Here is a 25,166-nt window from a genome sequence, read left to right on the forward strand (position 1 = left end):
ATCCAAGGGCGGCTGGATTCGGTGACAAACGGGCTGGGTTCATCGGCAGTGGACAGCTGAACAGTCACTGCCGGAACTCGCGAGCAGAGCCACCCAAGTGGGCTCTACGACGGTAGCCCAGCCCACTGACCATGACCCTGTTCCGCGATCCGCCCGCCCGCGTACCGCCGGAGCGCCCGGGGGCGCACAGGCGCAGGCGCGTGGATTGGACCCGACAACTCCCCCACCACGCCTTCACACCACGGCCACGGTGCGCGTGGCGGCCACATTACGTCCGACCACCGGCCGAGCAGGCGACGATCACCTGCGGGGTGCATCACTACCGTGAGACCAGCGGTCGCCGGAGCGAGGTGACTGGCCGGCGCGCAGGCTTGATGCGCGGGTTGGCACCGAGGGCCAGTTCGGCTGATGTCCCAGGTCTTCAGGCCCGCGGGATCAGCGCTTCGGAGACCTCCCGCTGAACCCTTCGGCAGCTTTCGTCAGAAGGCCGGTCGACCACGTTGCCAGAGTTTTGATCAGCGCCAGCGTGTTCTTCTGCTTGTCGTCGGCCACCCACGGCCAGGTCAGCCAGGCGGGCAACAGGCCCACAGTGACAACCAGCAGCGGCACCATGCCGACAACAGCGCACAGCACCCGGTTCGCTGGAGTGGGACTGCTGGGAGACCGTCGAGCACCTTGCCAACGACCTGTTGTACTACGCCGTGCAGCTGGGGCCGCAGAGCCCGCCGCTGGACACCCATGTGCCTTTCGCGTTGAGCCAGAAGAGGCCGGACGGACCCATGGTCTTCGTCCACGCGGAGCGTGCTGCGGGTCCGGCCGGCCTGGTGCAGGTGCTGGAGGCGTGCGGCGCGCTGCTGGTCGCCATGGTGCGTACGACGCCGCCCCGGGTCCGCGCCCACCACGCTGCCGGGGTGTCGGACCCCGAAGGCTTCGCGGCGTTGGCGGTGCGGGAAACACTGGTGCACATGCACGATGTGGCGGAAGGCTTCGGGCTTGCCTGGACCCCGCCCTCCGCTCTCTGCTCGCGGGTGCTCGCCCGCCTGTTTCCAGAGGCTCCGGGCGGTACGAATCCCTGGCTCACCCTGTTGTGGGCCACCGGCCGCGCCGAACTGCCGGGGCACCCTCGTCTCACCACGTGGCGCTCGGACAGCACACCGCGGTCATAGGAGCGGATCGTCTTCAGCCGCGGCCAGGCTGGTGATCGTGCCCATACCGCGGTTCCGCCCGCGAATCGCAGAGTCAGACAGGCCCGGGCGGCCTGATCGCGGCGGCGCAGCAGCAACAGCCCGAGGCTCGGGGCCGTCCGGGGCCTGCGCCGCGGGAGCGGCCTTCGTGACTGGACGCCGTAGTCGCGCAGCGCGGCGGCCTGGCGGGGGCCGATTCCGTGCGGGTCCTCTGCCGGCAGGGGGCCAAACCATTCGGTGACCCGCTCAGCGGCGACGGGGCGAGGATCCATCCGGAGCCTTCGATCTGAGCCGAGGCGGTCCCCGCGGTGGTGATCGTCGGGCCGATACCGACCCCGACGTCGACCCCGAGACGGGAGATGGCCCGCACGCGCAGCCGTGGCATGACGCCGACCCTGGTTGGTTGAACGAGTCGCTGAACACGGGACAAAGCCTCCGGCACCGGTCGGGCCCCGGAGACCACGTCGCCCCGGCACCCCGAGGGGCCGGCCGCTGCAGCGCAATCAGCGGCCGCGAAGTTCCTCGGACCAGTCCCGAAACAGGCCTTCGAGGATGAGGTTGTCCCCGCGGCTCACGGTCTGGAGCAGCTGGGCGCACACGGTCGCTTCGGCTGCGTGGCCGACCGGGCTGCCCAAGATCGGGAAAACGGTACGGACGCGGGCGGCGGTGTCCGGCTGGAACAGGGTGTAGGCGTAGAGCGTGACGGCGTCGAACTCCTCGGGAGCTCGACCCCATCCCTCCCAGTCCACAAGCCGCAGGGGCTCGGTGGGGTTCGCCCACTGCACGTCGGAGTGGGCGCCGGTCCAGCAGGTGGCGGCGGGTGCCAGGATGCCTACGAACTGGGAAATCGCCCGGTCCATGTACCGCCTTCGTACGGCGACGCGGTCGGTGTCGACGACCGATGCCTTCTCCAGCGTCCCGGCGAGCTCCGGCCACCAGGAGTCCGGCAGCCGGAGGTCGTGCTGGAGGATCGGGTCATCGGACAGGATTGGCTGGTCGACGCGCGCCGGCAGTTCCGCCCGGTAGGCGGTGCCGTCGTCGACGGTGTCGTGGACGGCCAGGAGCGCGGGCCGGTGCCCGTCGAGGTCGCCGAAGGCGTGCTCGGCATGGGGGACGCCGTCCCCCGGTTTCCCCGACGCCTTGTCCTCTGGTGCGGACACCAGCCGCAGCCAGCCGGTTGCCCGGCGGCGGTGCACGCCGGGGCACCCCCGGAACTCCCCGCTCGGCTCGGTCTGCACGTCCAGGGCCTTCGCGGCGCGGGCGTGTTGGTCGCGCATGCGGCGCTCGTGTCCGGGTCAGGGGAAGGCGAGTACAGCAGTGATGTCCCGCAACTGGGCGACGTTCAGGGAGGGCTGAGCGAGGGCGTCGGTTGTGGCGCACTGGAAGCGGCGATGAGGACGTCCGTCCCCCTGGGCGCGAGGCGTCCGCCGGAACGCACGCCTGTTCGGGGATCAGGCCCGACTGGATGAGGTCGGCGAGCTCCTGGCCGACCACGCCGGGCAGCTCGCCGCCGTGCAGCGGCGCGGATGCCATCGCCCACAGCCCCGCGCCGGCGGCGGCCGGGAGCGGGCCCCGGCCGATAAGGGCCCGCGCGATCGGCGTCCTCATCACCAGGCCGACCGGCATCTGGACCACGACCAGGTGGTGACGCTGCCCGCCGGTCGGCTTCGTCGGCCAGGGCGAGCAGCTCCCCCAACCGTGTACGAGCTCGTTAGGTGGCTCGTGCCCGCAGCCGGCGCAGCATCCGGGCATCCTCGAAGCCGACCGCGCGGGCTGCGGCCTCGACCGTGGCTCCGTGGCCGATGAGGTGCTCGGCGCGCTCCAGACGCAGCGTCTGCTGGTATCGGAGCGGCGTGAGGCCATCGGTGGCGCGGGCGAACAGCCGGGTGAGGGTGCGTTCGCTCACGCCCACGGCCGCGGCCAGGGCCGACAGCGGCAGCGGCTCGTCGAAGCGGGCGTCCAGCAGGTCCTGGGCGCGGTGCACCGTGTCGTCGAGGTGCGAGCGGTACCGGAGCATCGCGCTGGCCTGCGGTTCGTGGCCGTTGCGCCGCGCGTAGACGACCATGTCGCGGGCTACCTGGGCGGCGAGCGCGGGACCGTGCCGGGCGGCCAGCAGATGCAGGGCCAGATCGATACCGCTGGCGATGCCGGCCGAGGTGACCACGCGGTCGTCCGTGGTGTACAGGACGTCACGCATCACGACCGTCCGCGGATGACGGCGGGCAAGCTCGTCCTGGACGGCGTGGTGCGTGGTGCAGCGACGCCCGTCGAGCAGCCCCGCCCTGCCGAGGGCCTCGGCCCCGGCACAAATGCTGGCCACGGTCCCGCCCCGTTCGTGGTGCTCCCGCAAGGCGCTGAGGGACGCCGCCCCGATGGCCGGGCGGTCGGCGGCCCCGCCCACCCGCCAGCCGGGCACCACGATCAGGTCGTCGGGGCCCAGCGGCGGCCAGTCCTGCCGGGCCGACAGCGGCAGGCCCTGCGCGCTGAGGACCTGCTCCCGCTCGGCGACGTAGGTGAGCGTGTAGGGAAGCCCGAAGTCGGCCGCGGTGGAGAACACCTGCGCGGGTCCCGCCAGATCCAGCAGATGGACTCCGGGCACCAGGAAGAAGACGATGTCGCTCACGATCCGGTCATCATGCCTCAGCCGCGGCCGCGGCTTCCAGCTCGGCCACGGTGGCGAGGGTGGCGAACCGTCCGGCGAGGGCGTACTCGGTGCGGCGGATGATCTCCTGCGCGCTCAGGGTCCGAGGGTCGGCGAGCAGCTCCGCGGCGCTCATCCCGGCCGGAGCGTCGCGGTGCGGGATCGGGTTCGTCGCGGTGGCGTCGACGACGAAGGTGACCCCGTAGCCGAGATCACTGGCCACACGAGTGGTGGTCTCCACGCACTGCTCGGTGCGGATGCCGCAGACGGTGAGCTCGCGGATACCGCGCTCGGTGAGGAGCTGCTGCAGGTTGGTGGTGGTGAAGGCGTTGTGCGCGGTCTTGTGGATCAAGGGCTCGCCCTCCTCGCGCCGCAGTTCCTCCATCACCCTGACGTGGCCGAGAGCCGGGTCGAAGACGTTCCCGCTGCCCGGCTCGGAGTGCAGCACCCACACCACGAGGTCACCGGCCCGGCGCGCGAGACGGACCAGTCGGTCCACCCGGTCGGTGATCTTCGGATCGGACAGGGTCTCCCACAGCCCTCCGGTGCGGAAGGACTCCTGGACATCGATGACGATCAGTGCTCGGTTCATGCCTTCAAGCTTGAGCGCCGGGCACCAGTCACGGGAGTCCGCATCGGGTCCAGCGGCGGACCGATCCGGTCAGCAGGACGAGCGGCGGGCAGTGGCCTACCCCGCGCTGCGGGACTTCCTGCGAGCCTTTCCCTTGGACGGCGCGGACCTGGAGCTCGAAGAGCCCATGTCGCTGGCGGGCACGGAACGGCTGATCGACCGGCTGCGTGAGGACTTCGGCCCGGGTTTCTTCATCACCCTCGCGCCCGTGGGCAGCAAGCTGGGCGGCGGTGCCCGGTTCTCCGGCCTCGACTACGACAAGCCGTACCGCGACCGGGGCGAGCAGATCAATCGCTTCCACGTCCAGATGTACAACGGCTGGGGTTCCATGGCCACGACAGCCGACTACGACCGCATCATCCGGCAGGGCGTGGTTCCCGCGTCCAAGGTCGTTGCAGGCACCCCCACGAACCCCGACAACGGCACCGCCCACGTACCCGTCGGCCAGCTCAAGGCCGTCGTGGAAGAACTCATCGACCGCTACCCCGACTTCGCCGGCATCGACGGCTGGGAGTACTACAACGCCCTGCCCGGTGGCACGAGCGCCCCCTGGCAGTGGGCGGTAGAGATGTCCGCAGCCCTCCGCCACACCCCCGGAGCCGACCGGCACCAGCACGACGGCGCTGTCACCAGCACGCTGCAGAATCTGGCCGACGGCCCGGGCCGCAAACTCCTCTGCGGCTGACCGGACGCCTGGCATACCGTACGTTTTCCGACTCGGCCCGGGGTCAAGGCCGTTCCTGCCCAGGCGCCGTACGCCCGCCGACCGGAGACCGCCCAGGCTCTCAGTGAGTGAGTCTGTCGGGGATCTTGACGGAGGCATTGCCGGTGCCGGGCGGCGGCGCTGTACTGCTAGCTGGTGGGAGCGCATCCGCGAAGGCGTCTACACCAGCGCCCACCGTGCGGCCTCCCGTCGCCACATCGCCGAACTATTCGGTGAACTGCGCTGGATGAAGGCCCTGGCCGACCCCGTGCCAGGACACCGTTGCCCCCGTCGGCCCGTGATGCTGCACGAACGGGCCGGGCAGGATCTGCGCGCCTGTGCCAGGGCGTCATCCACGACGACGCAGCCCGCCGCATCGCGCGCTTCGACGCGGCCCGCGACCCCGGTGGCGCCCTCACTTTCACCTGCCTGCTCCTCCTGGCCGACTACGAGGAGGCCGCGCAGTTCTGGTTCTGGTACGCCGTCGGCGGCGGCCAGGCCACCCGGGCCGTATGTGACTTGGGGGCTGGTGCATTTGGTGAGACGTACCGTGGGGAGGCGGAGGAAGAACTGCGCAGGCATACGGCCCTCCGCCTCCGCCCGCCCCTGGCTCATACGGGACAGGTGTCAATCAGACACACAGGTTGCCGGTGCCGTTGTCACCGTTACAGCCGTCGTCTTCGCCGTAACCGCCGACAGGAGCGGACTGGACCGCCGTGGCCTGTGTGGCGCTGTGAGGGGCTGCCGGCGCGGCCACGGCGTATGCGGCCGTGGACGAACCGGTTGCGAGAGCGAGGCCGAGGAGGGCGCCGATCGCGAGTGCTCGTGACATTGATATCTCCAGACGAGTTGGGGGTGTTGCCTTCGTGTGGATCACTTTGCATGCCCCTGCAGGAGGCTTCATCTCGGGCGCGGCCAATCGGGCGCGGCCAGGGGCTGTCGGTCTGGACATCTCGCGGAGTCCGGCTGCGATGTTCGTGTGGCCGGCGGCACGCAGCCTCGGTGCGGACCTTGGAGGCGTCCCCGGTGAAGGTGGTGTCGCCCTGCGCCGCATCCTGGCCGACCACCACGTCCTGGTGAACGACCGCTGCTCCCTCGCCAAGGAACTGCGAGCCGAACGACCGGTCAACGTCGTCCTGGTGCTCTGCGCGGAGCAGGGCCTGGCCCCGCAGCAGAGCATCGACGCCACCGCCCGCGCCCTCTCCGAGGAACAGCATGCCTGCCTCCGGCTGAAGGCCTCGCTACCCCGCCTCGGACTGGACCACCCGGCCCTGCTGAGCCACCTCAGCGACCCCGAAGGACTCGCCGCCGACGCCATCGCCTGGCACGCCGCAGCTCCCCGCTACCACCACACTCCCGTCGACAGCGAGGCCCCCCTGTGAGCACCCACCCCGCGACAGCCGCCCGCGACGAGGCGCTGCACCGCCTGCGCATCCCGGTCGACGGACTCGGCACCGACGGCGGCACCCTCACCCCGCGGTGTACGACACCGCCCGCATCGCGACTCTGCTGCCCGAACGCCGGCACACCGGCGAGATCCTCGACTGGCTCGGTCCCGGCAGCAACCCGACGGTGGCTGGGGCGCCCCACTGATACCGCACGCCCGGGACCTGCCCACGCTCGCCGCCATGCTCGCCCTCAACCGCAGCCCGGCCCACCGCAACGCAGCACGGGACGGTGCGGACTTCCTGCGCCGGCACGCCCCACGACACTGGGGCGGCCCTCCGGGACAGGACATCCCCGCCGGCCTGGAAACTCCTCCTGCCCCCGCTCCTGGACGAAGCCGCACCGCTCGCCTCTCCGCCCCCGACGCCCCCTACGAGGCCCTGCGCGCCCCAACGAAGGCCGGCGCCGTCTCATCGCCCGCCGAGCACCGCACGCCCCCGGCATCGCGCCTGTCCACTCCTGGGAAGGCTGGGGCACCACCACCAGCGGTGACCTGCCCGTCGACGGCAGCGGCGGCATCGGCCACAGCCCCACTGCCACCGCAGCAGCCCTGCGGCACCCCCCACCACGCCCTGGCCGACCACCTGGAGGACTACCTCACGTGAGCCGCCACCTCCAGCCGCCCACCCCTGCTGCCCACGCTCATCCCCATGCCTTCCTGATGCCGGAAGCAGTCGACCGGCGGCGATGTTGGAGGGCTGGGGTTTGTGGGGGTGCCACCGCCGTCCTCGCACTAGTTGGCCGCCCGGGCGTCTGCGCCCGGTCACTCGGAACTCGGGCGCAAGCGAGCCGGGCAACCCGAACCCGTCCTACGGTTCCCCCGCGAACGCCAGGACGGCGACGGGCGGTGGAGCGGCGACAAGCGGCACACCTCCTGGATCTACATCACCGCCCAGGTCATCACCGCCCTGCCCACCGCCCCAGCCGCCCGCCACCCTTCCGTGTCTCTGAGACATAAACCAGCATGGAGAAGGACGGGCACCGGTGCCTGCTCTCCACCCCCAGCGACGCCGACGCCGTGCTGGTGCGGTCCCGGCGCGGTGCGCTCATCCACTCACACTCCCCCGATCTGTTCGCCGCAGCGCGGCGTCGCGGACGGGGCGCTGGTCCAACGGAGAGCAATGTCGCCGATGGTGTGGTGCAGAAGCTGTGAGTCGGCGAGATCGGCGCGGACGCGTTCGAGCCGGCGCCGGCGGATGGTGGTGCTGACCGTCTGCGGCTGCTCCTGGAACATGAGGTGCAGCTGGCGTACGGCGATGTGGTGGTGTGCGGCTATGGTGGCCGGGCCGAGGTCGGGGTCCGACAGATTGCGGCTGATGAAGGCGTTGATCCAGGCCAGAAGTAACTGCTTTCGGGTCGGGGCAGACAGGGCGCCGAGCCGTGCGGCCAGAACCGCAGCCGACAGGTGGAGCGTCACGGCCCCCAGCTCATGCAGCTCCGCGCCGTTGCAGTGTGGCGCCATCTCACGGGGCTGTGCCAGGCACCCTGTCCGCAGGGCACCGGCACCAGTCCGGACAGGCAGGCGTCAATGATCTGCGTGCTGCTCGTGCGAGGGCTCGGGCTGCCGTATCCACGCGGCCAGTAGCCGAAGCGCCTCTTCGGAGCGGGAGCCTGCCTCGGCGGTGTAGACGCTCAGCCGCTGGTCCGGGTCGGCGGGCAGGGTGAGGGACTCGTAATTGAGGGTGAGCGGCCCGACGATCGGGTGGTGGAAGCGTTTGCTGCCATGCGTGTGCCGATACACGTTCTGGTCGGCCCACCAGCGGCGGAAGTCCTCATCCCTGTTGGAGAGTTCGCCGACGAGTTCGGCCAGCAGTGGATCGTGGGGATGGCGTCCGGCGTCTCGCCGGAGCGAGGCGACAATGTCCTGGGCGTGGGTGTCCCAGTGGGTATACAGCGAGCGGGCGGTCTCGTCGCAGAACATGAACCGCACCAGGTTCCGCTCGCGGTGCGGCAGCGCCTCGAAGTCGGTGAGCAGCGCACGCGCCATCCGGTTGGACGCAAGTACGTCCAGTCGCCGCCCCAGCACAAGGGCGGGGGTGTGCTCGAGGATCCGGAGCAGGTCGCGCAGCCCCGGGCGGACCGGCTGCGGACGCGTCGCCGTGCGGCGGGGCCTGCCTGCGGCGGGCTTGGCGAGCTGGAACAGATGGGCGCGTTCGACGGGATCGAGGCGTAGCGCGCGGGAGATGGCGTCCAGCACGGTCTCCGAGACGTTCAGTCGGCGTCCGCGTTCCAAGCGTACGTAGTAGTCGACGCTCACGCCGGCCAGTTGCGCGATCTCTTCGCGGCGCAGTCCTGGCACTCGCCGAGAGCCGCCGTCGTCGGACAGGCCCGCCTGGCGCGGGGTGATCCGTGCCCGCCGGGAGCGGAGGAACTCACCGAGAGCTGTGTTGCGGTCCATGCCGTTCACGATAGGGCCCAAGATCGCCCCGGCGGCCCGCGAAAGGGGCACTGGCAGTCCCCCGGTCCGGCTGTCCCCGGGGCGAAGCGGACCCCCCGGAAGCCGATCAGCAGCCGATTCCGGTGCTGAAGTGGAACGTGTCGAGACCGATCGGGACCTCACCGCCCCGGTCTGCCTCTGTTGTTCGCATCGCACGAAGGGAACTCCTGTGTCGGACACCAAGACATTCCTGATCACCGGCGTCAGCACCGGCCTGGGCCGCGCACTCGCGCGCGCGGCGTTGACCGCGGGCCACCGGGTGGTGGGCACGGTGCGCACGCCCGGCGACGCACGGGCCTTCGAGGCGCTCTCCGACGACGCGCACGCCCGCATCCTGGACGTGACCGACCATGACGCGGTGGACACGGTCGTGGACGAGACCGAGCGAGACCTGGGCCCGGTCGACGTACTCGTCGCCAACGCCGGGTACGGCCATGAGGGCCTCTTCGAGGAGTCGTCGCTGGACGACCTCCGCCGTCAGTTCGAGGTGAACGTCTACGGAACCGTGGCGGTGATCAAGGCCGTCCTGCCGCACATGCGCAAGCGCCGTGCGGGGCACATCATCGCCGTCACCTCGATGGGCGGGCTGATCACCATGCCGGGTCTCAGCTTCTACCACGGCAGCAAGTTCGCGGTGGAGGGCATCCTCGAAACGCTCGGCAAGGAGGTCGCCGATTTCGGCATACATGTCACCGCCGTCGAGCCGGGCAGTTTCCGGACCGACTGGGGCGGCCGCTCGATGATCCGCGCACCCCGTGTGATCGCCGACTACGACGAACTGTTCGAGCCGCTGCGCGCCCGGCGCATCCACGGCAGCGCGCACCAGCCGGGCGACCCGGACAAGGCCGCGGCCGCGGTGCTGCGCATCGTGGCGGCCGATCAGCCGCCGACGCGCCTGCTGCTCGGCACCGACGCGCTTCGGCTCGTCCGGGCCGGACGCGACGCCTTCGAGCGCGACATGCTGGCATGGGCCGAGCTGTCGGCCTCCACCGACTTCGACGACGTCAGCCGGTCCGCCTGACGTCACTCGCTGTCGGGCCCCCAGCGCGGGGCCTCGACGGCGGCGGTCATCACCAAGCCGGCCCGCTCTTGGCCCACCGCGGGCGAACCTGCTCGTAGCCGTTCACACCACCCAGCGCTCCCTGGTGACCGGGTGGAGGTTGAAACTCAAGCCGGGAGTCCGCGCTAAACCCCTTGCTCAATGGTCAAGAATCGTTGACCATTACTCGCATGCCTACCGATGGTCTTCCCGAGACGTTCCACGTCACCACTGACGAGCAGCTGCGCGCCGTCTCCAATCTCACGCGTCACCGGATCATGGCCGTGCTCCGCTTCGAGCCCGCGACGATCACGCAGATCGCCGAGCGCGTCGGCCTCGCGAAGGGGAGTTCCAGCTACCACGTACGGCTGTTGGAGCGGGCCGGCCTGGTGAAGGTGGTGCGAACGCGGAAGGTGCGGGGGGTCACCGAGCGGTACTACGCGATGGCCGCGCGGGCGATCGTGCTGCCGGATCCGGGCGAGGGAGGTCCGGATGTGCTGATGCGGCATGCGGTGGCGGACCTGGAGGCGTCGCCGGTGGATGGCGAGCGGCACGTACGGATGGCGCATCTGCGGCTCACCGAGGAGCAGTTCGCGGAGCTGGGGGCGCGGCTTGAGGCACTGGCGGACGAGTACCGGGAGCTGTCCGATCCGTCGCTGCCGGACGCGTCACTCGTCTTCGCGCTGTTCCACCCGGCATCGCGCGCGCAGGCCGAAGGGGACTCCAAGTGACCTCAGACGTCCGGAAGTTGCCGACCGGGTTCGGACGGCTGTGGACCGCGCAGACGATCTCCTCGCTCGGTGACGGGGTGACGCATGCCGCGCTGCCGCTGCTCGCGTTGACACTGACGCGGGATCCGATGGCGCTCGCCGTCGTCACGGCCGCGGGGACGCTGCCGTGGCTGCTCTTCGGGGTGCTCGGCGGTGCGCTGGTGGACCGCTGGGACCGCCGGCGCACGATGTGGGTCGCCGACACGGCACGTGCGGTGCTGCTCGGGATACCCGCGGCGGCGACTGTGCTCGACGTGCTGAGCATGGGGCTGCTCGCGGTCGTCGCCTTCCTGCTCGGCCTCGGCGGACTCTTCTTCGATACGGCCGCCACGGCCTATCTGCCGGATCTGCTCCGCCGCGACCCCGCACTCCTGGAACGCGCCAACTCCCGCTTGCGCGGCGCCCAGACCGCCATGTCCGGCTTCGCAGGGCCGCCTGCGGGCAGTGCGCTGCTCGCGCTCGGGCGGGCGGTTCCGCTGCTCGCCGACGCGGTGTCGTTCGCTCTCTCCGCACTGTTCGTACGTACGCTGCCCGCCATGCCCCGGCCCGTGCCGGAGGTCCGCGAGTCGCTGCTCCGGCAGGCGCGGGCCGGGGCCTCGTACGTCTTCCGGGACCGGGTGCTGCTCGGGCTCGCGCTCCGCCCGGCGGTCGGGAACATCGCCTTCCTCGCCGTGGAGACCGTCCTCGCCCTCTTCGCGCACGACCGCCTCGGTATCGACACCTACGGCTTCGGACTGCTCCTCACGGCGGAGGCCACCGGAGGCCTGCTCGGCGCAGGCATCGCCTCCTACCTCGGCCGGCGACTCGGCACCGGCACCGCACTGACCTGCACAGCCGCCGTCGAAGGGCTTGCCATCCTGGGCCTGGCCGCTGCCCCGAACCCGTACGTGGCCGGGCTGGCGCTCGCCGTCTGCGGGGCCGGCATGGGCGCCACGATGGTGCTCGGGCCCTCCCTGAGGCAGGCGATCGTCCCAGCCCACCTCATGGGCCGAGTCGCCTCCACCTCCCGCATGCTGGCCATGTGCGCCGCCCCCATCGGGGCCTTCCTCGGCGGCTGGCTGGCCACCGCCTACGACATCCGCACCCCGCTCTACGCCGCCGCCGGCCTCCTCCTGACGATGACGGCCGTCACGGCATCCATGACCAGCAACCACCGGGTCGAAGCGGCGCTGCGTGCCGCCGCCCCGGCCGACGGTCCAGATCACCTGGCATCCAAAGATCCCGCCCAGGAGAGCGCACCCGACTTGTTGTGACGCCTGCCGCGACGGTGTCACAACAAGTCGGGTGCCAGGCTCCCGTGAAGCGCAACGAGTGGCCGAGGCGGTCGGGTGTACTGGCCGTCAATCCTCATCGTCCTCGGCGGGACGTGATTCCTGGTGGGCGGCCGACGGGACAGACGACTCCTGCGAAGACCCACCGTTCCGGCTCAGGGACACGTCCCCAGGCATCCACCGATCACTCAGCGTGGCCGCTTCACACAAGTTGAACCAGAGCCAGATCCCGTGGACACAACCAGGGGTGTGATCGAGATACGCGCCAAAGGTGCAACGGGATGATCTTGAAGCCCTGAGCGCCCTCCGCCCTTCACCCATTCGGCTCAGTGTCGTTGGTGGTGATGTTGAGCGTCGTCTGGGGCCTGGGGTGGGTTGTGACATCGATTGAACGGACCCGCGTATCCGCGGTTCAAGCGGCTGATCACCGCGCATGAGCGGCATCTGCTCTTCTCAGTCGCGATGAGCTGGAGTGGGCGGCCGATGCCACGGACTGCGATGAGCATCTGCTGGCGCTGCTGCTGATGCTGATGCTGAAGTCGTAGCGGCGTATGGGGTGTTTCCCGGCGCTGGAGGACGTCCCGGAGATGGTGGTGGACTTCGTCCGGCGTGCGGTGGAGCTGCCGGAGGGCACGCTGCCGGCGTACCGGGCGGAGCGGACCGCCAAGCACCACCGGGCCTGGTCCGCAAGCAGGCCGGAGTGACGTACGACCAGGCCAGGGCCCGCGGGATCGTCGAGCAGTCGATCCGCAAGGAGGCCGCGGCGAAGAACCGCCCGGCGGACCTCACCAACATCGCGCTGGAGAAGGTGGTGGAGGCCGGGCTGGAGCTGCCGGGGTTCTCGACCTTCGACAATATGGCCCCGAAAAATCCGTACCGAGGTGAACGCCTCGATCTGTACGGGCATCCACGACCGCATGAGCGCTGCTCAGCGGCCGGGGCTCATGCGGCTGTTGGAGGACCGTGACAGCGACGGGACGACGCTGTTCAACCGGCTGAAGAAGCCCTCCAAGGGCCCGACCTGGTCGCACTTCAAGAACCTGACCAAGCGTCTGGAATGGCTGGACGAGCTCGGCGACACCGACGTGTGGATGGACGCAGTCGCCGCGGGAAAGTCACCGACTTCGCTGGGGAGGCGGACGCGTCGGACGCCTCGGAGCTGCGGGTGACCGCGGCGACCAACAAGGTTGAGTCGTTCAACCGGTTCTCCCAATGGATTGGCTTCGGCAACCGCCGTGTCATTGCCGACAACGACCCCATCGAGCAGGAAAAGGCGATGAAGTTCAACGCCCTGCTCACCAACGCGGTGATCTTCCAGGATGCCCTGGCCATCGCGGAGATCGTCCGCCAGCTGCTGGAGGAGGGATAGTAGATTGACGCGGAAGACGTGGCGCACATCTCGCCGTACCTGACCGAACACATCAACCGGTTCGGCGAGTACAGCACCCACGGACTCGGCATCCAGCCCGAGGTGTACGACCCGAAACTCGACGTCGACTTCACCCTGCTGCGCGAGCAGGACCTGACCGCCGCCGGTCTCGGCCAGGCTGCTTGAGCCGTGATGGAACTAAAGCGTGTCCGGGCGATCTTGTAGCGCCGCAGCGATCAGATCGTGGATGAGGAACTCCCCAGGTGCGCGGTTCTCCTTGAGCCGGGGCAGGTCTTGGGGGCCGAACCAGTCGTAGGCGGTGTGCTTCGACCATTCCAGGGTGGGGTGGTCCAAATCTCCGTCGACCTCGACGAGGTAGTCGGCTTCGTGCCGCAGCCCGTCGCCGTCGTCGCCGGTCCAGGTGGTGACGCCGAGCAGGCGCCGGACCCGGCGCAGCCGCCACCCCGTCTCTTCGCGGACCTCCCGCGCGAGCGTGTCCAGCAGGGTCTCGCCGGACTCAACGTGGCCGCCCACGATGTCCCAGCAGTCAGGGAAGAGCCGCCGCTCGGGGCTGCGTTTTTGGGCGAAGGCCCGACCCTGCTGGTTGAAGATCACCGCGCCCACCGCCCACAGCTCGCCGTCGGCGGGGACGGGCATCTCGATGCCGCTGCTGACGACGATATCCGCGTGCTGATCTGCTGCCATGGCCCCACTGTAGGGGCGTATCCGATCACCGTCCCAGCGCGTCGACCGGAGCATGACGGGGCGAGGAGAGCTGTCCGACGGGCAATGGGAGCGGCTTGAGGCGCTGCTGCCGATGAGCAACGGCCGGTGCGGCCGCTGGCGCGACCACCGGCAGGTGATCAACGGGATACTGCACCGGATACGGACCGGGGTGCCGTGGCGGGACCGGAACGGTTCGGCCCCTGGAAGACGGTGTATGAGCGCCATCGGCTATGGTCGGCCGACGGCACCTGGGACCACCTTTTCCAGCAGACCCTGGCCGCCGCCGACGCCGAGGGCGGCATCGACTGGGACATCTCGGTGGACTCCACCGTCATGCGCGCCCACCAGGACGCGGCGGGCGCCCGTCGGACACCACCCCAGGCCCCCGACGCTACAAAGGGGGCACCTGGCCTCGAACGCCAGGACGAGAGGCGGCGGTTCAGCCTGTTGGGCCGCCTGGCGGCGGTGGCGCGGCGGGCGAGGGCCTGGGCCGCTCGCGGGGCGGGTTCAGCACCAAGCAGCATCTAAGCGCGGACGGCTCCTGCCGGCCCCTGTCCCTGGTAGTCACCCCGGGGCAGCGGGCCGACTGCACCAAGTTCGAGCCGGTCATGGAGAAGATCCGGGTACCGCGGACCGGGACAGGCCGGCCGCGCCGACGCCCGGACAGCGTCAGCGCGGATAAGGCATACAGCAACCGCACCATCCGCACCTACCTGCGCCGTCGCGGAATCCGGCACGTCATCCCGGAGAAGAAGGACCACAAGAATGCTCGCCTACGCCGCGGCTCACGGGGCGCCAGGCCGCCGGGCTTTGATCGCGAACGATACAAAAAGCGCAACACCGTGGAACGGGCCATCAACGAACTGAAGACGTTCCGGGCCGTCGCGAATATGAGGAGGACGTCGGGAGGCTCGGCCGGACACAATGCGGCCATGGTTGATCACGTACAAAGTGCTCCACGCCCGGATTTCCTCAGCAAGCCGTCGCTGAGCGGGGAACAGGTGCTGCTCCGGCCGGTCACGGCTGATGACGTGCCTGCGTTGATGCCGATGTTCCTGGACGCAGAGGCATCACGGCTGACCGGCAGTCATGACGACGGCGCACCCGATGAGGGGCGCATACGTGCCTGGTACGACAGTCGTCAAGAGCGGGATGACCGGCTGGACCTTGCCGTGATCGAGCGGGCGACGGGGAACGTCATCGGCGAGGCGGTCCTCAACGAATGGGACCCGGGCAACGAAAGTTGCAGCTTCCGCATCTGCCTGGTGCCCGGCACTTATGGATCGGGTCTGGGGACGGAGGCGACCCGTCTGATCGTCGGATACGGCTTCGAGAGGCTGGGGCTGCACCGCATCTCGCTGGAGGTCTACGCGTTCAATCCGCGAGCCCGCCGCGCTTACGAGAAGGTGGGGTTCGTCGCCGAGGGCGTGCTGCGTGACGCGCTGCTCTGGGAGGGCGAGCGGGTGGACGCGACGGTGATGTCGATCCTGGCGCCGGAGTGGTTCCAGCACGGTGGACGTCCGGAAGCAGCGGGCCACGCGTCAGTCTGACCGTGCCGCTGGTGTCAGGTCGCTCGTTGTTCCGCTCATGATGAGCCGGGGTAATCTGACCGACGCCGAGTGGCGGTGCTGGAGTCTCTGCTGCCGGTGAGCAACAACAGGTGCGGCCGGTGGCGGGACCACCGCCAGGTGATCAACGGGATCATCCACCGGCTCAGCACCGGGGTGCAGTGGCGGGAACTCCTGAACGCTTCGGCCCGTGGAAGACCGTCCACAAGCGCCACCTGCTCTGGTCGGCCGATGGCACCTGGGAGCGCCTGCTCCACCACCTCCAGGCTGTCGCCGACGCGGCGAGCGACATCGACTGGAACATCAACGTCGACTCCACCTCGATCCGCGCCCATCAGCATGCGGCCGGTGCATCAAAGAAGCCGCCACCGACCCCGGGGACTGGGTCAAGGGGGGCCGCGCGAAGATCTGCTCACGTGCGCGCGCACATGCGCCGCAGCCGCCGGAAGGCGGTGGCACGCCCGGCGAGGCCCTCGGTCGCTCGCGCGGCGGGTTGACCACGAAGGTGCACCTGGCCTCTGACGGGCAGTGCCGTCCGCTGGCCTTGCTCGCCACCCCGGGGCAGCGGGCAGACTGCACCCAGTTCATCCCCGTCATGGACAAGATCCGCGTCCCGCGCGTGGGTTCGGGCCGGCCACGGCGGCTACCGGACAGCGTCAGCGCGGACCGCGCCTACAGCAACAGCAAGATCCGCACCTACCTGCGACGCCGGGGAATCAGCCATGCCATCCCGGAAAAGCGCGACACCATCGCTGCCCGTGAGCGTCGAGGCTCACGCGGCGGGCGGCCACCGGGCTTCGATACCCAACGCTATACCGCGCGGAACACAGTGGAACGGGCCGTGAACAAGCTCAAGCAGTTCAGAGCCGTCGCAACGCGCTACGGCAAAAGGGCGTACATCTTCCTCGGAACCGTCACCGCCGCGGTCATCCTCATCTGGCTCCGCTCGTGATCAGGGAGACAGGGCCTAGCTGGTGACGCCCTTCACGGGAGCGGGCCGGTATACCCCAGAATCCTGCTGCGAGGGTCAGCCTCCAACACCATAGCCCGGGCAGGTGATCCGATAGCGCTGCCGTGGGGGGTGTGACGGTTCTTGTGGGCCCTCGCCGTATTTCAGAGGGATACCCGCGCTGTTCTGCCAGCGGAAGAACACCGGTCGGACCGGGCTCGACGATCACTACAGTCCAGTCTCATGAAGACGATTACGACGCGTACGGTCGAGTATCCGGCCGACGGTTTGACGATGATCGGGCACCTCGCGCTCCCGGCCGGTGTCGGCCGCCGGCCCGCGGTGCTGCTCGGACCAGAGGGTATGGGGCTCAGCGACGTCGAGCGCCGCCGGGCCGATGCTCTCGCCGAGCTGGGATATATAGCGCTGGCCTTCGACCTTCATGGCGGGCGCTATTTGGGCGACCCCGAGGAGATGCTGGCCCGTTGCCTGCCGCTGCTCGCCGATCCCGAGCGGATGCGAGGCATCGGCCATGCGGCGCTCGATGTGTTGCGCACCGAACCGCGGACCGACCCCGACCGGATCGCCGCCGTCGGCTATGGCACGGGGGGTGCCGTCGGGCTGGAACTCGGGCGCGGCGGCGTCAGCCTGCGCGCGATCGGGACAGTCAACGCACTGACCACGGGCCGACCGGGCGAGGCGGCGCGCATTCGCTGCCCGGTGTGGGCCGGGGTCGGGTCGGAAGACCCGATCATGCCGCCCGCGCAACGGAACGCGTTCACCGCTGAGATGCAGGCCGCGGGCGTCGACTGGCGCCTCACGGTCTACGGCGGCGCCTTGCACGCCTTCCACCACCCGCCGGTCGGCCACCCCGTGGTCCCCGGCGTCGGCTACCACCCACGGCACGCGCAGCGAGCCTGGCGTGACGTCGTCGACCTGCTCGCCGAATGCCTGCCTGTGACGGAGGATTTGGGGCATGACCCAGGTCAGCATGCTGGCCCCGGGCACTGACAGTCCACTCCCCTCAAGTCCGCACAGCAGAAACGCATTCGGGCGGTTACTCGATCGCGGAGAGCTTCGGCGAGTTCGCCAAGGTCGTGTTCCGGTAGCAGGCGTTGCCGCAGACGGAAGACCGATGCCGGCTTGGGCGTCGCCGGTTCCTCGTCGTCCAGCGAGTACGCCTCGCTCAGTTATCGCCTGGTGCACCGCGTGCACGGCGCCGGTGCGCACACCTCGCGCGTACCAGAGCGCGGCCAGTGGGCGGCACGCGCCTTCGCCAGGCCAGATCCCGGACTCTGGGTGGTCGGGGCCCAGCACCCGACGGCACCGCGCTGCAGGTGCGTGCCCTGTACGGGCGGCTCGGCCGTCTCACTGAGGCCTCCCCCGGCCTCCGACCTGAGTTGCCGCGGCCCGGATGGAACCACGGTCTCCGGGCACGCGGCGCTACGCCTACGCCCCCTGGCGCGTGTCCCCGTACAGGTGGGCTGCCCGGCTGGAGGTGCGGCCGGGCAACCCCTAGCGTTGCCTTACCAGGTGTGTGCGACGTCCACGATGAGCTTGTCGCCGGACTGCTGCACTCGGAAAGGCAGCTTGGCTCGTACTCCCAGGCCGATCTGGGTCTGGCCTTCGAGGCTCGCCCCGAACTTGGTGTCCCTGAACGTCTTGTATCCGGTGAGCTTCACGCCCGGCAGCGGCTTGCCTGCCTGACCGGCGTATGTCGGCTTGGTCGTCGCCGGGTCGTAGCTCGGCGCCGAAACGAAGACCTGCAGGATGGCGCCGCCGGTGACCGGTATCTGTTCGCCGGAGCCGTCCTGATAGAACTTGGGAACGTAACCAACGTGGTAGCCGATCTTGCCACTCACGCCTTTGACGTCGAAGACCATGCGGTCGTAGCAGGTGCTCTGGCTGGTCGTGATGTTCCTCAGCGGCTTGACGTCCGAGTCCGTGGCCGACTTGACACCGCTGCCCCAGGCGGTCGAACAGGCTTCGGCCGAGAGGGCCTTGTTCACGGGACCGGTCGCGGCGCCCGCCGTCCCGGCCGTGGCCACCAGGCCGGCACCGGCCACCAGGAGTGCCGCAGCTGCTGTGCCTAACTTGCGCATGACATACCTCAGAGAAAGGTCGACTACAGGGTCCATGCGGGGGGGAGTGCCCCATCCGCGATCTTCACCCTCCCGTCAGGTCAGCTCAGTCCCCATCCGTGTTCGTACTCAGATCGCTTCTAGGTACACCGGCGTTCTGCCCGCCTGCCTGGCCAATGCGTGACGGCCCCGATCGGGGTGGCGAGGGCGTGGCGCGGAGGGGACGAGGATGGCGATCCGTCCAGCGTCTCACTGAAGCAGGAGGTCTTCCACCCGGGTGGTCGGCTTCGGAGGTGTCTGGGGTCGCGGCGGTTCCTTGCGCGCCAATGTCAGGTGAGGCGCCAGCGGGGTGGCAGAAGCCTTTTCCCATAGGGGCGGAAGAAGGTCGGTTCTCCGTCGAGGACTTGGACCAGGCGTTCGACGTCTTCCCAGTCGCAGAAGGCTGTTCCTTCGAGCAGTCCGGTGACGTGGTCCTGGCTCAGGGTGCGCCGCTGGTGTTGGCGACGGCTCATGGTGAGGGGCGGCCGGCTCGCAGATGCAGGTCCCGCAGTGCAGAGGCCAGAGTGTGGGGGCTCTTCTCCTGGCCACGGCGGGCTTCTGTGTCCTCCCGGGACCTTCCTGGGGATCAGGGGGGTCTGCGCCGCATGCGCGGGCGACGGCCGCCGGGACCTCTTCCAGCACAGCCGGGAAGCGGCCCTCCAGCTCGACGAACTTCAGCAACCGGCCGAAGCCGAGCCGGGTCGCCCCACTCTTGTCCGCCACCGTGCTGGCCGCCTTCGGGGACCAGCTCTCGCGCGCCGTGCCGCTCGCCGTGCGCGCCGAGATCACCCACCAGAAGCCGGCGATCCCGCGGCATCGCGGCCGGCAAGGCGGCACTGCAGGTGGCCGGGCGGCTCGGCCGGTCCGCTTCCACGGTCTCGCGCGAGATCGCCCGCCACGGCGGCCGCGCCCACTATCGGGCAGCAGCAGCCTATTGCGCCGCCCACGAACGCGGCCACCGCCCGAAGCAGGCGAAGCTCGGCCAGCAACCCGCCCCGCGCGCGTTGGTGGAAGCGAAGCTCGCCCCGCGCTGGTCGCCCGAGCAGGTATCGGGCCGGCTCCGACGCCAGTTCCCCGGCGCCGCGCCCATGCGGATCTCGCACGAGGCGATCTACCTCACCCTGTTCGATCCGCGCCGCCGTCACGCCATCGAGCGCGCCCTCACACAGCAGCTGCGGACCGGCCGGCCCATGCGCCGGCCGGAGGTCGCCGTCAGGCCCACCGGGCGGGGCGTCATCCGCGACATGGTTTCCATCATCGCCCGCCCCGCCGAAGTCGAGGACCGCACGGTGCCCGGCCACTGGGAAGGCAACCTGCTGATGGGCACACGGCCCTCGGCGACAGCCATGCTGGTCGAGCGGACCAGCCTCTTCACCGCCATCGTCGCGCTACCTCGGCATCAAGGCCGAGCGCGTCGCCCCGCACCTCACCCGCCGGCTCCTTGGCATCCCGCCCCGGCAACGGCGGACGCTGACCTGGGACCGGGGCCGCGAGATGGCCGAACACCGAGCCAACACCACCGCGTCGGACAGCGCCTGCACCTCGTCGTCGTCCAGCGGGCGCCTCCGCGGATCGCCCTCGTACTCGACTCCACCCACCTTCTAAAGGACCCGAGCGTCCTGCCGCCTCGCCCGCCCCTCACGCATCGCCGAGGACATCGCCGGTTCGCGCTCGAGGTGGACGACATTGGATGCCGGCGCAAGCGGCGCCGCGCCAGGAGCCTCAGTGATTACTAGCCTGTTGCACCAGTCGCACCTTCCATGCGTCTGCCCCTCGGCGACAGGTCACCGCTACGAGTTGCTCCCTCAACTGCCGTGTCGAGGGAGTGTTGACCAGCGTGAATGACGCAAGACCCCGGCTGCAGCGTGTTGCGGCTCATGGAATTCCTCCCGTTTCATCCTTTCGTCCTTGCCGGTGTTCGGTGCCCGTGTCTGCGCTGGGAAGGGTGATGCCATGGCGGTTGTTCCGCGGCTGGGCCATGCGAGGTCGTCAACGGCGAGAAACGGCTCGCCGGCCACGGTCGTGGGGGTTGCCCCGGTGAACGCCATGACGTCCCGGTGCAGGTGGGACTGGTCGGCGTAGCCGGTGTCGGCCGCGACGTGGGCCGCGGCTTCACCCGCGACCAGGCGGTGGGCGGCATGGTCGAAGCGGACCAGTTTCACGGCGCGTTTGGGCGGCAGCCCGAGCTGCGTTCGGAACCGGGACCAGAGGCGCTTACGGCTCCATCCGACCTCGGCCGCGAGCTCGTCGACCCTGGTCAGACCACGGCTGCCGACGATCCGGTGCCAGGCCCAGGCCACCTCCGGGTCCACCGGCGGCCCCGCCGCGTGCCGGCGGGCCAGCAGCGCGTCCGTCAACGCGAAGCGATCCTGCCACGACGGGACCTCGCCGAGTTGCTCGCGGATCCGTGACGCCTCCCGGCCCCACAGGTCGCCGAGCGATACGACGGCGCCGTCGAGGTCGGCGGGGGAAGCGCCCAGAATCGCGCGTGCGATCACCGGGGAGAGGCGCACCTGCACGCACTCGACGTTCTCTCCCCGCGCCCGGACCGCGCCTCCGGACCCGAGCCCGGGTCCGGCGACGATGCTTCCTCGCTGCTGCTGCCCGGGGGCATGGTCGAGGACGGGTGAACCGTCGCCGAACTCCAGGAGCAACGTCACGGCGGGGTGGGGGACGATCCGGAGCGCTTCCAGGTCACGGACACGGAACCCGGCCATGGTGACACCGCTCACCCGGCTGGGCCGTCGCGGGCACTCGACGTCCCACATGGCCGCTCCGTGGGCGAACGTCTGCATCGTCCCATGCTATGCGAGCGTGCTGGGGGGAACATTCGTCCAATCCATCGGCCCCTGCCGGCGGAGACAGTGGGCTCGTGAATACCTCTGACGGACGTCCGTACGTGAATTCCGGCTCCGATGCCGGCGAGAGTTCAACCCTGTCGCTGGACGACGGCGACATCTTCGTGTGCCAGGACGGCCCTCGCGACGCCCCCGTACTCCTGCTCATCCACGGGTCCGCATCTTCGACCCGCGCGTGGAACCCGATGGTTCCGCTGCTGACCGGATCTCACCGAGTCATCCGGGTCGACCTGCTCGGGCACGGCCGGTCGGCCAAACCGGCCGACCGCAGCTACGCGATCCCGGACCAGGCGCGTCGGGCCGCAGCGGTACTGGACCGGCGCGGCGTCGGGCATACCGTGGTCGTCGGTCATTCCAGCGGCGGCGTCGTCGCCACCGCCCTCGCCGAACAGCGACCCGACCTGGTGACCGCGCTCGCGCTCATCAACACCGGCCCCAGCCTGGACGCCTTCATCGCAACGGAGTCCGCCGCAGTCGGCCTCTCGCAGTGGCCGCCGGCCGACGAGCAGCTCCGGCGGTTCGCGAGCACGGGTTTCAGCCGCACGGACTACCAGATGCCAGAGGAACTCCTGGACGACGTGCGCGGTATGACCCACCACTCGCTCACCACGACGATGCGGGCCACCCGCTCCTACCTGGAGCAGCGGGCGCTGCCGGATCGGCTGACGGTCCTGGGCAAGCCGCTGCTGGTGATCTTCGGCGAGGACGACCGCAGATGGCGGTCCTCATCCGCCTCCGATTACCGCGCCGTTCCGGGCGCGCAGGTCGAGTTGCTGCCCGGACTCGGGCACTCGCCCCTGCTGGAGGATCCGCCGCGGACAGCTACCTCACTGCTGGCCTTCACCGCGATCCACGCCGTACGGGGTGGCTGAATGAAAGGGAGCGGTGCCATGCGGATTCTGGTCTCCGGCGCCAGCGTCGCCGGTCCGGTGCTGGCCTACTGGCTCACCAGGCACGGCTTCTCCGTCACCGTCGTCGAGCGCGCGCCGGCTCTGCGCAAGACCGGCGGCCACGCGGTCGACCTGTTCCGGCCCGCGATGAACATCTCGGAGAAGATGGGCGTGCTCACGCGTATCGAGGAGCGGGCCACCGGTACGAACCGGATGACCGTCTACCGGGAGGGCTCACGGCGTCCCGCCCGGGCGGACCTCTCCAAGATCTTCAGCGCCGCCTCCGAGCGGCACGTCGAGATCATGCGCGACGACCTGAGCGAGATCTACTACGACGCCGCACGCGACGACGTCGAATACGTCTTCGGCGACTCGATCACCGCGATCTCGCCGTCTGGGGAGGTGCAGTTCGAAAACGCCGCGCCGCGCCGCTTCGACCTCGTCGTCGGCGCGGACGGGCTGCACTCCAACGTGCGCCGCCTCGTCTTCGATGACGAGTCCCGCTTCAACGCCTTCATCGGGGCCTACCCCGGGGTGCTGACCCTGCCGAACGTCTCCGATCTCGACGGCGAGCTCCTCATCCACGTCGGTGTCGGCCGCACTGCCGGCATGTACGGCGCGCGGCACCTCGGCGACGCGCGGGCCTTGTTCCTGTTCCGGAGCGAGCGTGAGCTGGACTACCACCACCGCGACGTGCCCCGGCAGAAGGAGCTGCTGCGCGGTGCGTTCGCCGGCATGCACGCCCATGTGGACCGCTGGCTGGACGAACTCGACCGCACCCCGGCGTTCTACTTCGACTCCATCACCCAGCTCCACATGGCCACCTGGTCGCAGGGGAGGGTGACGCTCGTCGGCGACGCGGGCTACTGTCCCGGTCCGGCCGTCGGCGGCAGCACCACCCTGGCCGTCGTCGGCGCGTACGTCCTCGCCGGAGAACTGGCACGGGCGGGCGGCGACCACGAGCGCGCCTTCCCCGCCTACGAGCGCGTGATGGCGCAGCACGTGCACGGCAGCCGCGCGGTCGCGCTGAGCGCGGCGAAGACCCTGATCCCCACATCCCGCCTCGGCATGTGGGGCCTGGCCCAGGGCGCCCGTCTGATCTCCGCACTGCCCGCGGGCCCCAGCCGCGCCCTCGTTCGCCTCACCACCAAGAGCGCACGCCTCTACAACTCCGTGACCGTCGACGACTACCCGCCGTCGCCTGCCGCATCAGGAGGTCGGGCCGGCCTCGCGGGCGCCCCCGGAGGCGGCCGCGGAGTGGAGTGAGGCCCCGGCCCCGCGGCGAAGTCCCGCCCCGGGGTGGTCACGTCATTGATTCCTCCTGACACACCTCTGTGGATGAGCGGCCGTCCTCGGGCTGTCGAGCGGTCACAGTGTCGCGGTCGTCCCCTGCCCGGACGCGCTGCCCGCGAGCCACTCGTCCCAGCCCAGGTTGAAGGCGGCGTAGCCGTTGTCGGCCGAGGCCTTGGCACGGGGCGAGCCGGTGACGGTGACGGGGTCGCCCTGCTTGACCTGGCCGTAGAACCACTTGGCATCCGACATGGACAAGTGGACGCAGCCGTGCGAGCCACGGGCGCTGCCGCTGCCGGGATTGGGATCGCCGGTCGAGTAGTGCACGTACGTGCCGGACTGGGTCAGGTGGACGTCCCAGGGCAGCGTGAGGTCGTAGTAGTTGGGGCTGCCCTTGTCGCAGCTGATGCCGACGCTGCAGGAGGTCATGTGGACCTTCTCCTGCTTGTCGATGACGGCCATCGTGCCGTTCCACGTCGGATACTGGGCGCTGCCCGCGTTGATCGACAGGGTGCGCACCACCTTGCCGTTCCGGGTCACCCTCATGGTGTGGCCGCTCACCGAGACGTCCGCGCGCACGTCGTCGCCGACCGTGAAGGTGTGCGTGTAGCCGCGCACGCCGTAGCGTCCGTTGCCGTTGCTGACGCCCTTCATGTCGGCGTCGATCTTCACCTTCGTACCCGAGGGCCAGTACGTCTTCGGCCGCCAGTCGGCGCGCTTGTCGCCGAACCAGTGCCAGGCGCCTTCCACCGGCTGCGAGGCGCTCACCTTCATGTGCTTCTCCACCGTGGCCCGTGCCTTCGGAGCCACCGGATTCGTGAACACCACCGAGATCGGCATGGCCACGCCGACCGTGGTTCCCGTCTGCGGGGTGATCGTCTCCAGCAGCATCGGCGGACCCGCGGGCTTCGTCGGGGACGGAGAGGCGCTCGTGCTCGGCTTGTCCGCCCCCTTCGCGTCGTCCCCGGTCGCCTTGTCACCGCCGCCCCCGCCACAGGCACTCGTGCCCACCAGCATCGCAGCCGTGACGAGTGTGATCCCTATGCCGCCCTTGCGCCGTCCCACGACCTGCCCCTCTCTCACGCACTTCGGCCCTGACGGGCCCGACTCCCTGTCAGACAGTGAGTGAGGGTGCAATAGTTCCGTGTGCCGCGTAAAGCCCACCTCAAGGCGCCGGCGCTCAGCACCGGATCAGGGACGGTCAGCGGCGCAGATTGGAACGCTGCCGTCCGCACCTAGCCCTTTGACCAAGAGATCCCATCAGGCGCCGGGCG

General features: G+C 69.9%; 25 protein-coding genes and 3 pseudogenes. 17 read left to right on the forward strand and 11 right to left on the reverse strand.

Annotated features, from left to right (window positions below; all coding sequences use genetic code 11):
• Window positions 1-435 precede the first annotated feature (435 nt).
• Window positions 436-612 (reverse strand): hypothetical protein, encoded by a 177-nt coding sequence (locus ABZ937_RS18410; protein WP_361693002.1) that lies wholly within the window; start codon window positions 610-612, stop codon window positions 436-438.
• Window positions 613-635: 23 nt separating this feature from the next.
• Here ABZ937_RS18410 and ABZ937_RS18415 point away from each other — a divergent pair.
• Window positions 636-1,166 (forward strand): annotated as a pseudogene (locus tag ABZ937_RS18415) (hypothetical protein); the annotation flags it as partial.
• Between the two features lie 521 nt (window positions 1,167-1,687).
• Here the strand turns inward: ABZ937_RS18415 and ABZ937_RS18420 are convergent.
• The 3 genes from ABZ937_RS18420 to ABZ937_RS18430 all read right to left on the reverse strand — a co-directional run bounded on the left by ABZ937_RS18420 (window position 1,688) and on the right by ABZ937_RS18430 (window position 4,417).
• Window positions 1,688-2,461 (reverse strand): hypothetical protein, encoded by a 774-nt coding sequence (locus ABZ937_RS18420; RefSeq protein ID WP_361693004.1) that lies wholly within the window; start codon window positions 2,459-2,461, stop codon window positions 1,688-1,690.
• Window positions 2,462-2,895: 434 nt separating this feature from the next.
• Window positions 2,896-3,807, reverse strand: a complete 912-nt coding sequence (locus tag ABZ937_RS18425) for a DJ-1/PfpI family protein (protein ID WP_361693006.1) — start codon at window positions 3,805-3,807, stop codon at window positions 2,896-2,898.
• 10 nt (window positions 3,808-3,817) lie between these two features.
• Window positions 3,818-4,417, reverse strand: coding sequence for a cysteine hydrolase family protein (locus ABZ937_RS18430; protein WP_361693008.1), 600 nt, complete (start codon window positions 4,415-4,417; stop codon window positions 3,818-3,820).
• A 91-nt stretch (window positions 4,418-4,508) separates the two neighbouring features.
• On the opposite strand from ABZ937_RS18430, the gene ABZ937_RS18435 reads away from it, so the two are divergent.
• Together ABZ937_RS18435 and ABZ937_RS18440 are read left to right on the forward strand one after the other, a co-directional pair.
• Complete coding sequence (locus tag ABZ937_RS18435; RefSeq protein ID WP_361693010.1) at window positions 4,509-5,141, forward strand: hypothetical protein; 633 nt, start codon at window positions 4,509-4,511, stop codon at window positions 5,139-5,141.
• Between the two features lie 989 nt (window positions 5,142-6,130).
• Window positions 6,131-6,541 (forward strand): terpene synthase family protein, encoded by a 411-nt coding sequence (locus ABZ937_RS18440; RefSeq protein WP_361693012.1) that lies wholly within the window; start codon window positions 6,131-6,133, stop codon window positions 6,539-6,541.
• 1,118 nt (window positions 6,542-7,659) lie between these two features.
• Here the strand turns inward: ABZ937_RS18440 and ABZ937_RS18445 are convergent.
• Window positions 7,660-8,067, reverse strand: coding sequence for a hypothetical protein (locus ABZ937_RS18445; RefSeq protein ID WP_361693014.1), 408 nt, complete (start codon window positions 8,065-8,067; stop codon window positions 7,660-7,662).
• A gap of 63 nt (window positions 8,068-8,130) precedes the next feature.
• On the reverse strand, window positions 8,131-9,003 hold the full coding sequence (locus ABZ937_RS18450; protein ID WP_361693016.1) for a helix-turn-helix transcriptional regulator: 873 nt from the start codon (window positions 9,001-9,003) through the stop codon (window positions 8,131-8,133).
• 208 nt (window positions 9,004-9,211) lie between these two features.
• On the opposite strand from ABZ937_RS18450, the gene ABZ937_RS18455 reads away from it, so the two are divergent.
• From ABZ937_RS18455 to ABZ937_RS18485, 7 genes are all read left to right on the forward strand, one after another.
• Complete coding sequence (locus ABZ937_RS18455) at window positions 9,212-10,063, forward strand: oxidoreductase (protein ID WP_361693018.1); 852 nt, start codon at window positions 9,212-9,214, stop codon at window positions 10,061-10,063.
• Window positions 10,064-10,272: 209 nt separating this feature from the next.
• Complete coding sequence (locus ABZ937_RS18460) at window positions 10,273-10,812, forward strand: winged helix-turn-helix domain-containing protein (protein WP_361693020.1); 540 nt, start codon at window positions 10,273-10,275, stop codon at window positions 10,810-10,812.
• A complete protein-coding gene (locus ABZ937_RS18465) occupies window positions 10,809-12,104 on the forward strand; it encodes an MFS transporter (protein ID WP_361693022.1) in 1,296 nt (431 codons plus the stop codon). The genes ABZ937_RS18460 and ABZ937_RS18465 overlap by 4 nt, the downstream gene beginning before the upstream one ends.
• Before the next feature lie 569 nt (window positions 12,105-12,673).
• Entirely contained in the window at window positions 12,674-12,826 is a 153-nt protein-coding gene (locus ABZ937_RS18470; protein WP_361693024.1) for a hypothetical protein, read from the forward strand.
• Window positions 12,823-13,089, forward strand: coding sequence for a hypothetical protein (locus ABZ937_RS18475; RefSeq protein ID WP_361693026.1), 267 nt, complete (start codon window positions 12,823-12,825; stop codon window positions 13,087-13,089). Before ABZ937_RS18470 ends, ABZ937_RS18475 begins: the two co-directional genes overlap by 4 nt.
• 198 nt (window positions 13,090-13,287) lie before the next feature.
• Window positions 13,288-13,491 (forward strand): Tn3 family transposase, encoded by a 204-nt coding sequence (locus ABZ937_RS18480; protein WP_361693028.1) that lies wholly within the window; start codon window positions 13,288-13,290, stop codon window positions 13,489-13,491.
• A gap of 18 nt (window positions 13,492-13,509) precedes the next feature.
• On the forward strand, window positions 13,510-13,677 hold the full coding sequence (locus ABZ937_RS18485) for a hypothetical protein (RefSeq protein ID WP_361693030.1): 168 nt from the start codon (window positions 13,510-13,512) through the stop codon (window positions 13,675-13,677).
• 12 nt (window positions 13,678-13,689) lie between these two features.
• Here the strand turns inward: ABZ937_RS18485 and ABZ937_RS18490 are convergent, their stop codons facing one another.
• Complete coding sequence (locus ABZ937_RS18490; RefSeq protein WP_361693032.1) at window positions 13,690-14,196, reverse strand: NUDIX domain-containing protein; 507 nt, start codon at window positions 14,194-14,196, stop codon at window positions 13,690-13,692.
• A gap of 52 nt (window positions 14,197-14,248) precedes the next feature.
• Here ABZ937_RS18490 and ABZ937_RS18495 point away from each other — a divergent pair.
• The 4 genes and pseudogenes from ABZ937_RS18495 to ABZ937_RS18510 form a co-directional block, all read left to right on the forward strand.
• Window positions 14,249-15,104, forward strand: a pseudogene (locus ABZ937_RS18495) (IS5 family transposase); the annotation flags it as partial.
• A 45-nt stretch (window positions 15,105-15,149) separates the two neighbouring features.
• Complete coding sequence (locus ABZ937_RS18500; RefSeq protein WP_361693218.1) at window positions 15,150-15,767, forward strand: GNAT family protein; 618 nt, start codon at window positions 15,150-15,152, stop codon at window positions 15,765-15,767.
• A 40-nt stretch (window positions 15,768-15,807) separates the two neighbouring features.
• A pseudogene (locus ABZ937_RS18505) lies at window positions 15,808-16,737 on the forward strand (IS5 family transposase).
• Between the two features lie 240 nt (window positions 16,738-16,977).
• On the forward strand, window positions 16,978-17,745 hold the full coding sequence (locus ABZ937_RS18510) for a dienelactone hydrolase family protein (RefSeq protein WP_361693034.1): 768 nt from the start codon (window positions 16,978-16,980) through the stop codon (window positions 17,743-17,745).
• Window positions 17,746-18,260: 515 nt separating this feature from the next.
• Here ABZ937_RS18510 and ABZ937_RS18515 read toward each other — a convergent pair.
• A complete protein-coding gene (locus ABZ937_RS18515; protein ID WP_361693036.1) occupies window positions 18,261-18,872 on the reverse strand; it encodes a hypothetical protein in 612 nt (203 codons plus the stop codon).
• Window positions 18,873-19,144: 272 nt separating this feature from the next.
• Entirely contained in the window at window positions 19,145-19,327 is a 183-nt protein-coding gene (locus ABZ937_RS18520) for a hypothetical protein (protein ID WP_361693038.1), read from the reverse strand.
• A 369-nt stretch (window positions 19,328-19,696) separates the two neighbouring features.
• On the opposite strand from ABZ937_RS18520, the gene ABZ937_RS18525 reads away from it, so the two are divergent.
• Complete coding sequence (locus ABZ937_RS18525; protein WP_361693040.1) at window positions 19,697-20,590, forward strand: IS30 family transposase; 894 nt, start codon at window positions 19,697-19,699, stop codon at window positions 20,588-20,590.
• A 69-nt stretch (window positions 20,591-20,659) separates the two neighbouring features.
• On the opposite strand, the gene ABZ937_RS18530 is transcribed toward ABZ937_RS18525, so the two are convergent.
• Window positions 20,660-21,649, reverse strand: a complete 990-nt coding sequence (locus ABZ937_RS18530) for a helix-turn-helix domain-containing protein (RefSeq protein WP_361693042.1) — start codon at window positions 21,647-21,649, stop codon at window positions 20,660-20,662.
• Between the two features lie 104 nt (window positions 21,650-21,753).
• On the opposite strand from ABZ937_RS18530, the gene ABZ937_RS18535 reads away from it, so the two are divergent.
• Window positions 21,754-22,584 (forward strand): alpha/beta hydrolase, encoded by an 831-nt coding sequence (locus ABZ937_RS18535; RefSeq protein WP_361693044.1) that lies wholly within the window; start codon window positions 21,754-21,756, stop codon window positions 22,582-22,584.
• An 18-nt stretch (window positions 22,585-22,602) separates the two neighbouring features.
• On the forward strand, window positions 22,603-23,868 hold the full coding sequence (locus tag ABZ937_RS18540; protein WP_361693046.1) for an FAD-dependent monooxygenase: 1,266 nt from the start codon (window positions 22,603-22,605) through the stop codon (window positions 23,866-23,868).
• Between the two features lie 102 nt (window positions 23,869-23,970).
• On the opposite strand, the gene ABZ937_RS18545 is transcribed toward ABZ937_RS18540, so the two are convergent.
• Window positions 23,971-24,909 (reverse strand): L,D-transpeptidase, encoded by a 939-nt coding sequence (locus ABZ937_RS18545; protein ID WP_361693220.1) that lies wholly within the window; start codon window positions 24,907-24,909, stop codon window positions 23,971-23,973.
• Between the last annotated feature and the right edge of the window lie 257 nt (window positions 24,910-25,166).

This window comes from Streptomyces sp. NPDC046727 (assembly GCF_040645635.1).
Taxonomy (GTDB): Bacteria; Actinomycetota; Actinomycetes; order Streptomycetales; family Streptomycetaceae; genus Streptomyces.

Excerpts from the sequence above, each read along its gene's own strand:
- ABZ937_RS18410 (WP_361693002.1), bottom strand. The coding sequence starts at position 612 with ATGGTGCCGCTGCTGGTTGTCACTGTGGGCCTGTTGCCCGCCTGGCTG.
- ABZ937_RS18420 (WP_361693004.1), bottom strand. The coding sequence starts at position 2,461 with ATGCGCGACCAACACGCCCGCGCCGCGAAGGCCCTGGACGTGCAGACC.
- ABZ937_RS18430 (WP_361693008.1), bottom strand. The coding sequence starts at position 4,417 with ATGAACCGAGCACTGATCGTCATCGATGTCCAGGAGTCCTTCCGCACC.
- ABZ937_RS18440 (WP_361693012.1), top strand. The coding sequence starts at position 6,131 with ATGTTCGTGTGGCCGGCGGCACGCAGCCTCGGTGCGGACCTTGGAGGC.
- ABZ937_RS18445 (WP_361693014.1), bottom strand. The coding sequence starts at position 8,067 with ATGGCGCCACACTGCAACGGCGCGGAGCTGCATGAGCTGGGGGCCGTG.
- ABZ937_RS18450 (WP_361693016.1), bottom strand. The coding sequence starts at position 9,003 with ATGGACCGCAACACAGCTCTCGGTGAGTTCCTCCGCTCCCGGCGGGCA.
- ABZ937_RS18460 (WP_361693020.1), top strand. The coding sequence starts at position 10,273 with ATGCCTACCGATGGTCTTCCCGAGACGTTCCACGTCACCACTGACGAG.
- ABZ937_RS18470 (WP_361693024.1), top strand. The coding sequence starts at position 12,674 with ATGGGGTGTTTCCCGGCGCTGGAGGACGTCCCGGAGATGGTGGTGGAC.
- ABZ937_RS18490 (WP_361693032.1), bottom strand. The coding sequence starts at position 14,196 with ATGGCAGCAGATCAGCACGCGGATATCGTCGTCAGCAGCGGCATCGAG.
- ABZ937_RS18500 (WP_361693218.1), top strand. The coding sequence starts at position 15,150 with ATGGTTGATCACGTACAAAGTGCTCCACGCCCGGATTTCCTCAGCAAG.
- ABZ937_RS18510 (WP_361693034.1), top strand. The coding sequence starts at position 16,978 with ATGAAGACGATTACGACGCGTACGGTCGAGTATCCGGCCGACGGTTTG.
- ABZ937_RS18515 (WP_361693036.1), bottom strand. The coding sequence starts at position 18,872 with ATGGACCCTGTAGTCGACCTTTCTCTGAGGTATGTCATGCGCAAGTTA.
- ABZ937_RS18520 (WP_361693038.1), bottom strand. The coding sequence starts at position 19,327 with ATGAGCCGTCGCCAACACCAGCGGCGCACCCTGAGCCAGGACCACGTC.
- ABZ937_RS18530 (WP_361693042.1), bottom strand. The coding sequence starts at position 21,649 with ATGCAGACGTTCGCCCACGGAGCGGCCATGTGGGACGTCGAGTGCCCG.
- ABZ937_RS18540 (WP_361693046.1), top strand. The coding sequence starts at position 22,603 with ATGCGGATTCTGGTCTCCGGCGCCAGCGTCGCCGGTCCGGTGCTGGCC.
- ABZ937_RS18545 (WP_361693220.1), bottom strand. The coding sequence starts at position 24,909 with ATGCTGGTGGGCACGAGTGCCTGTGGCGGGGGCGGCGGTGACAAGGCG.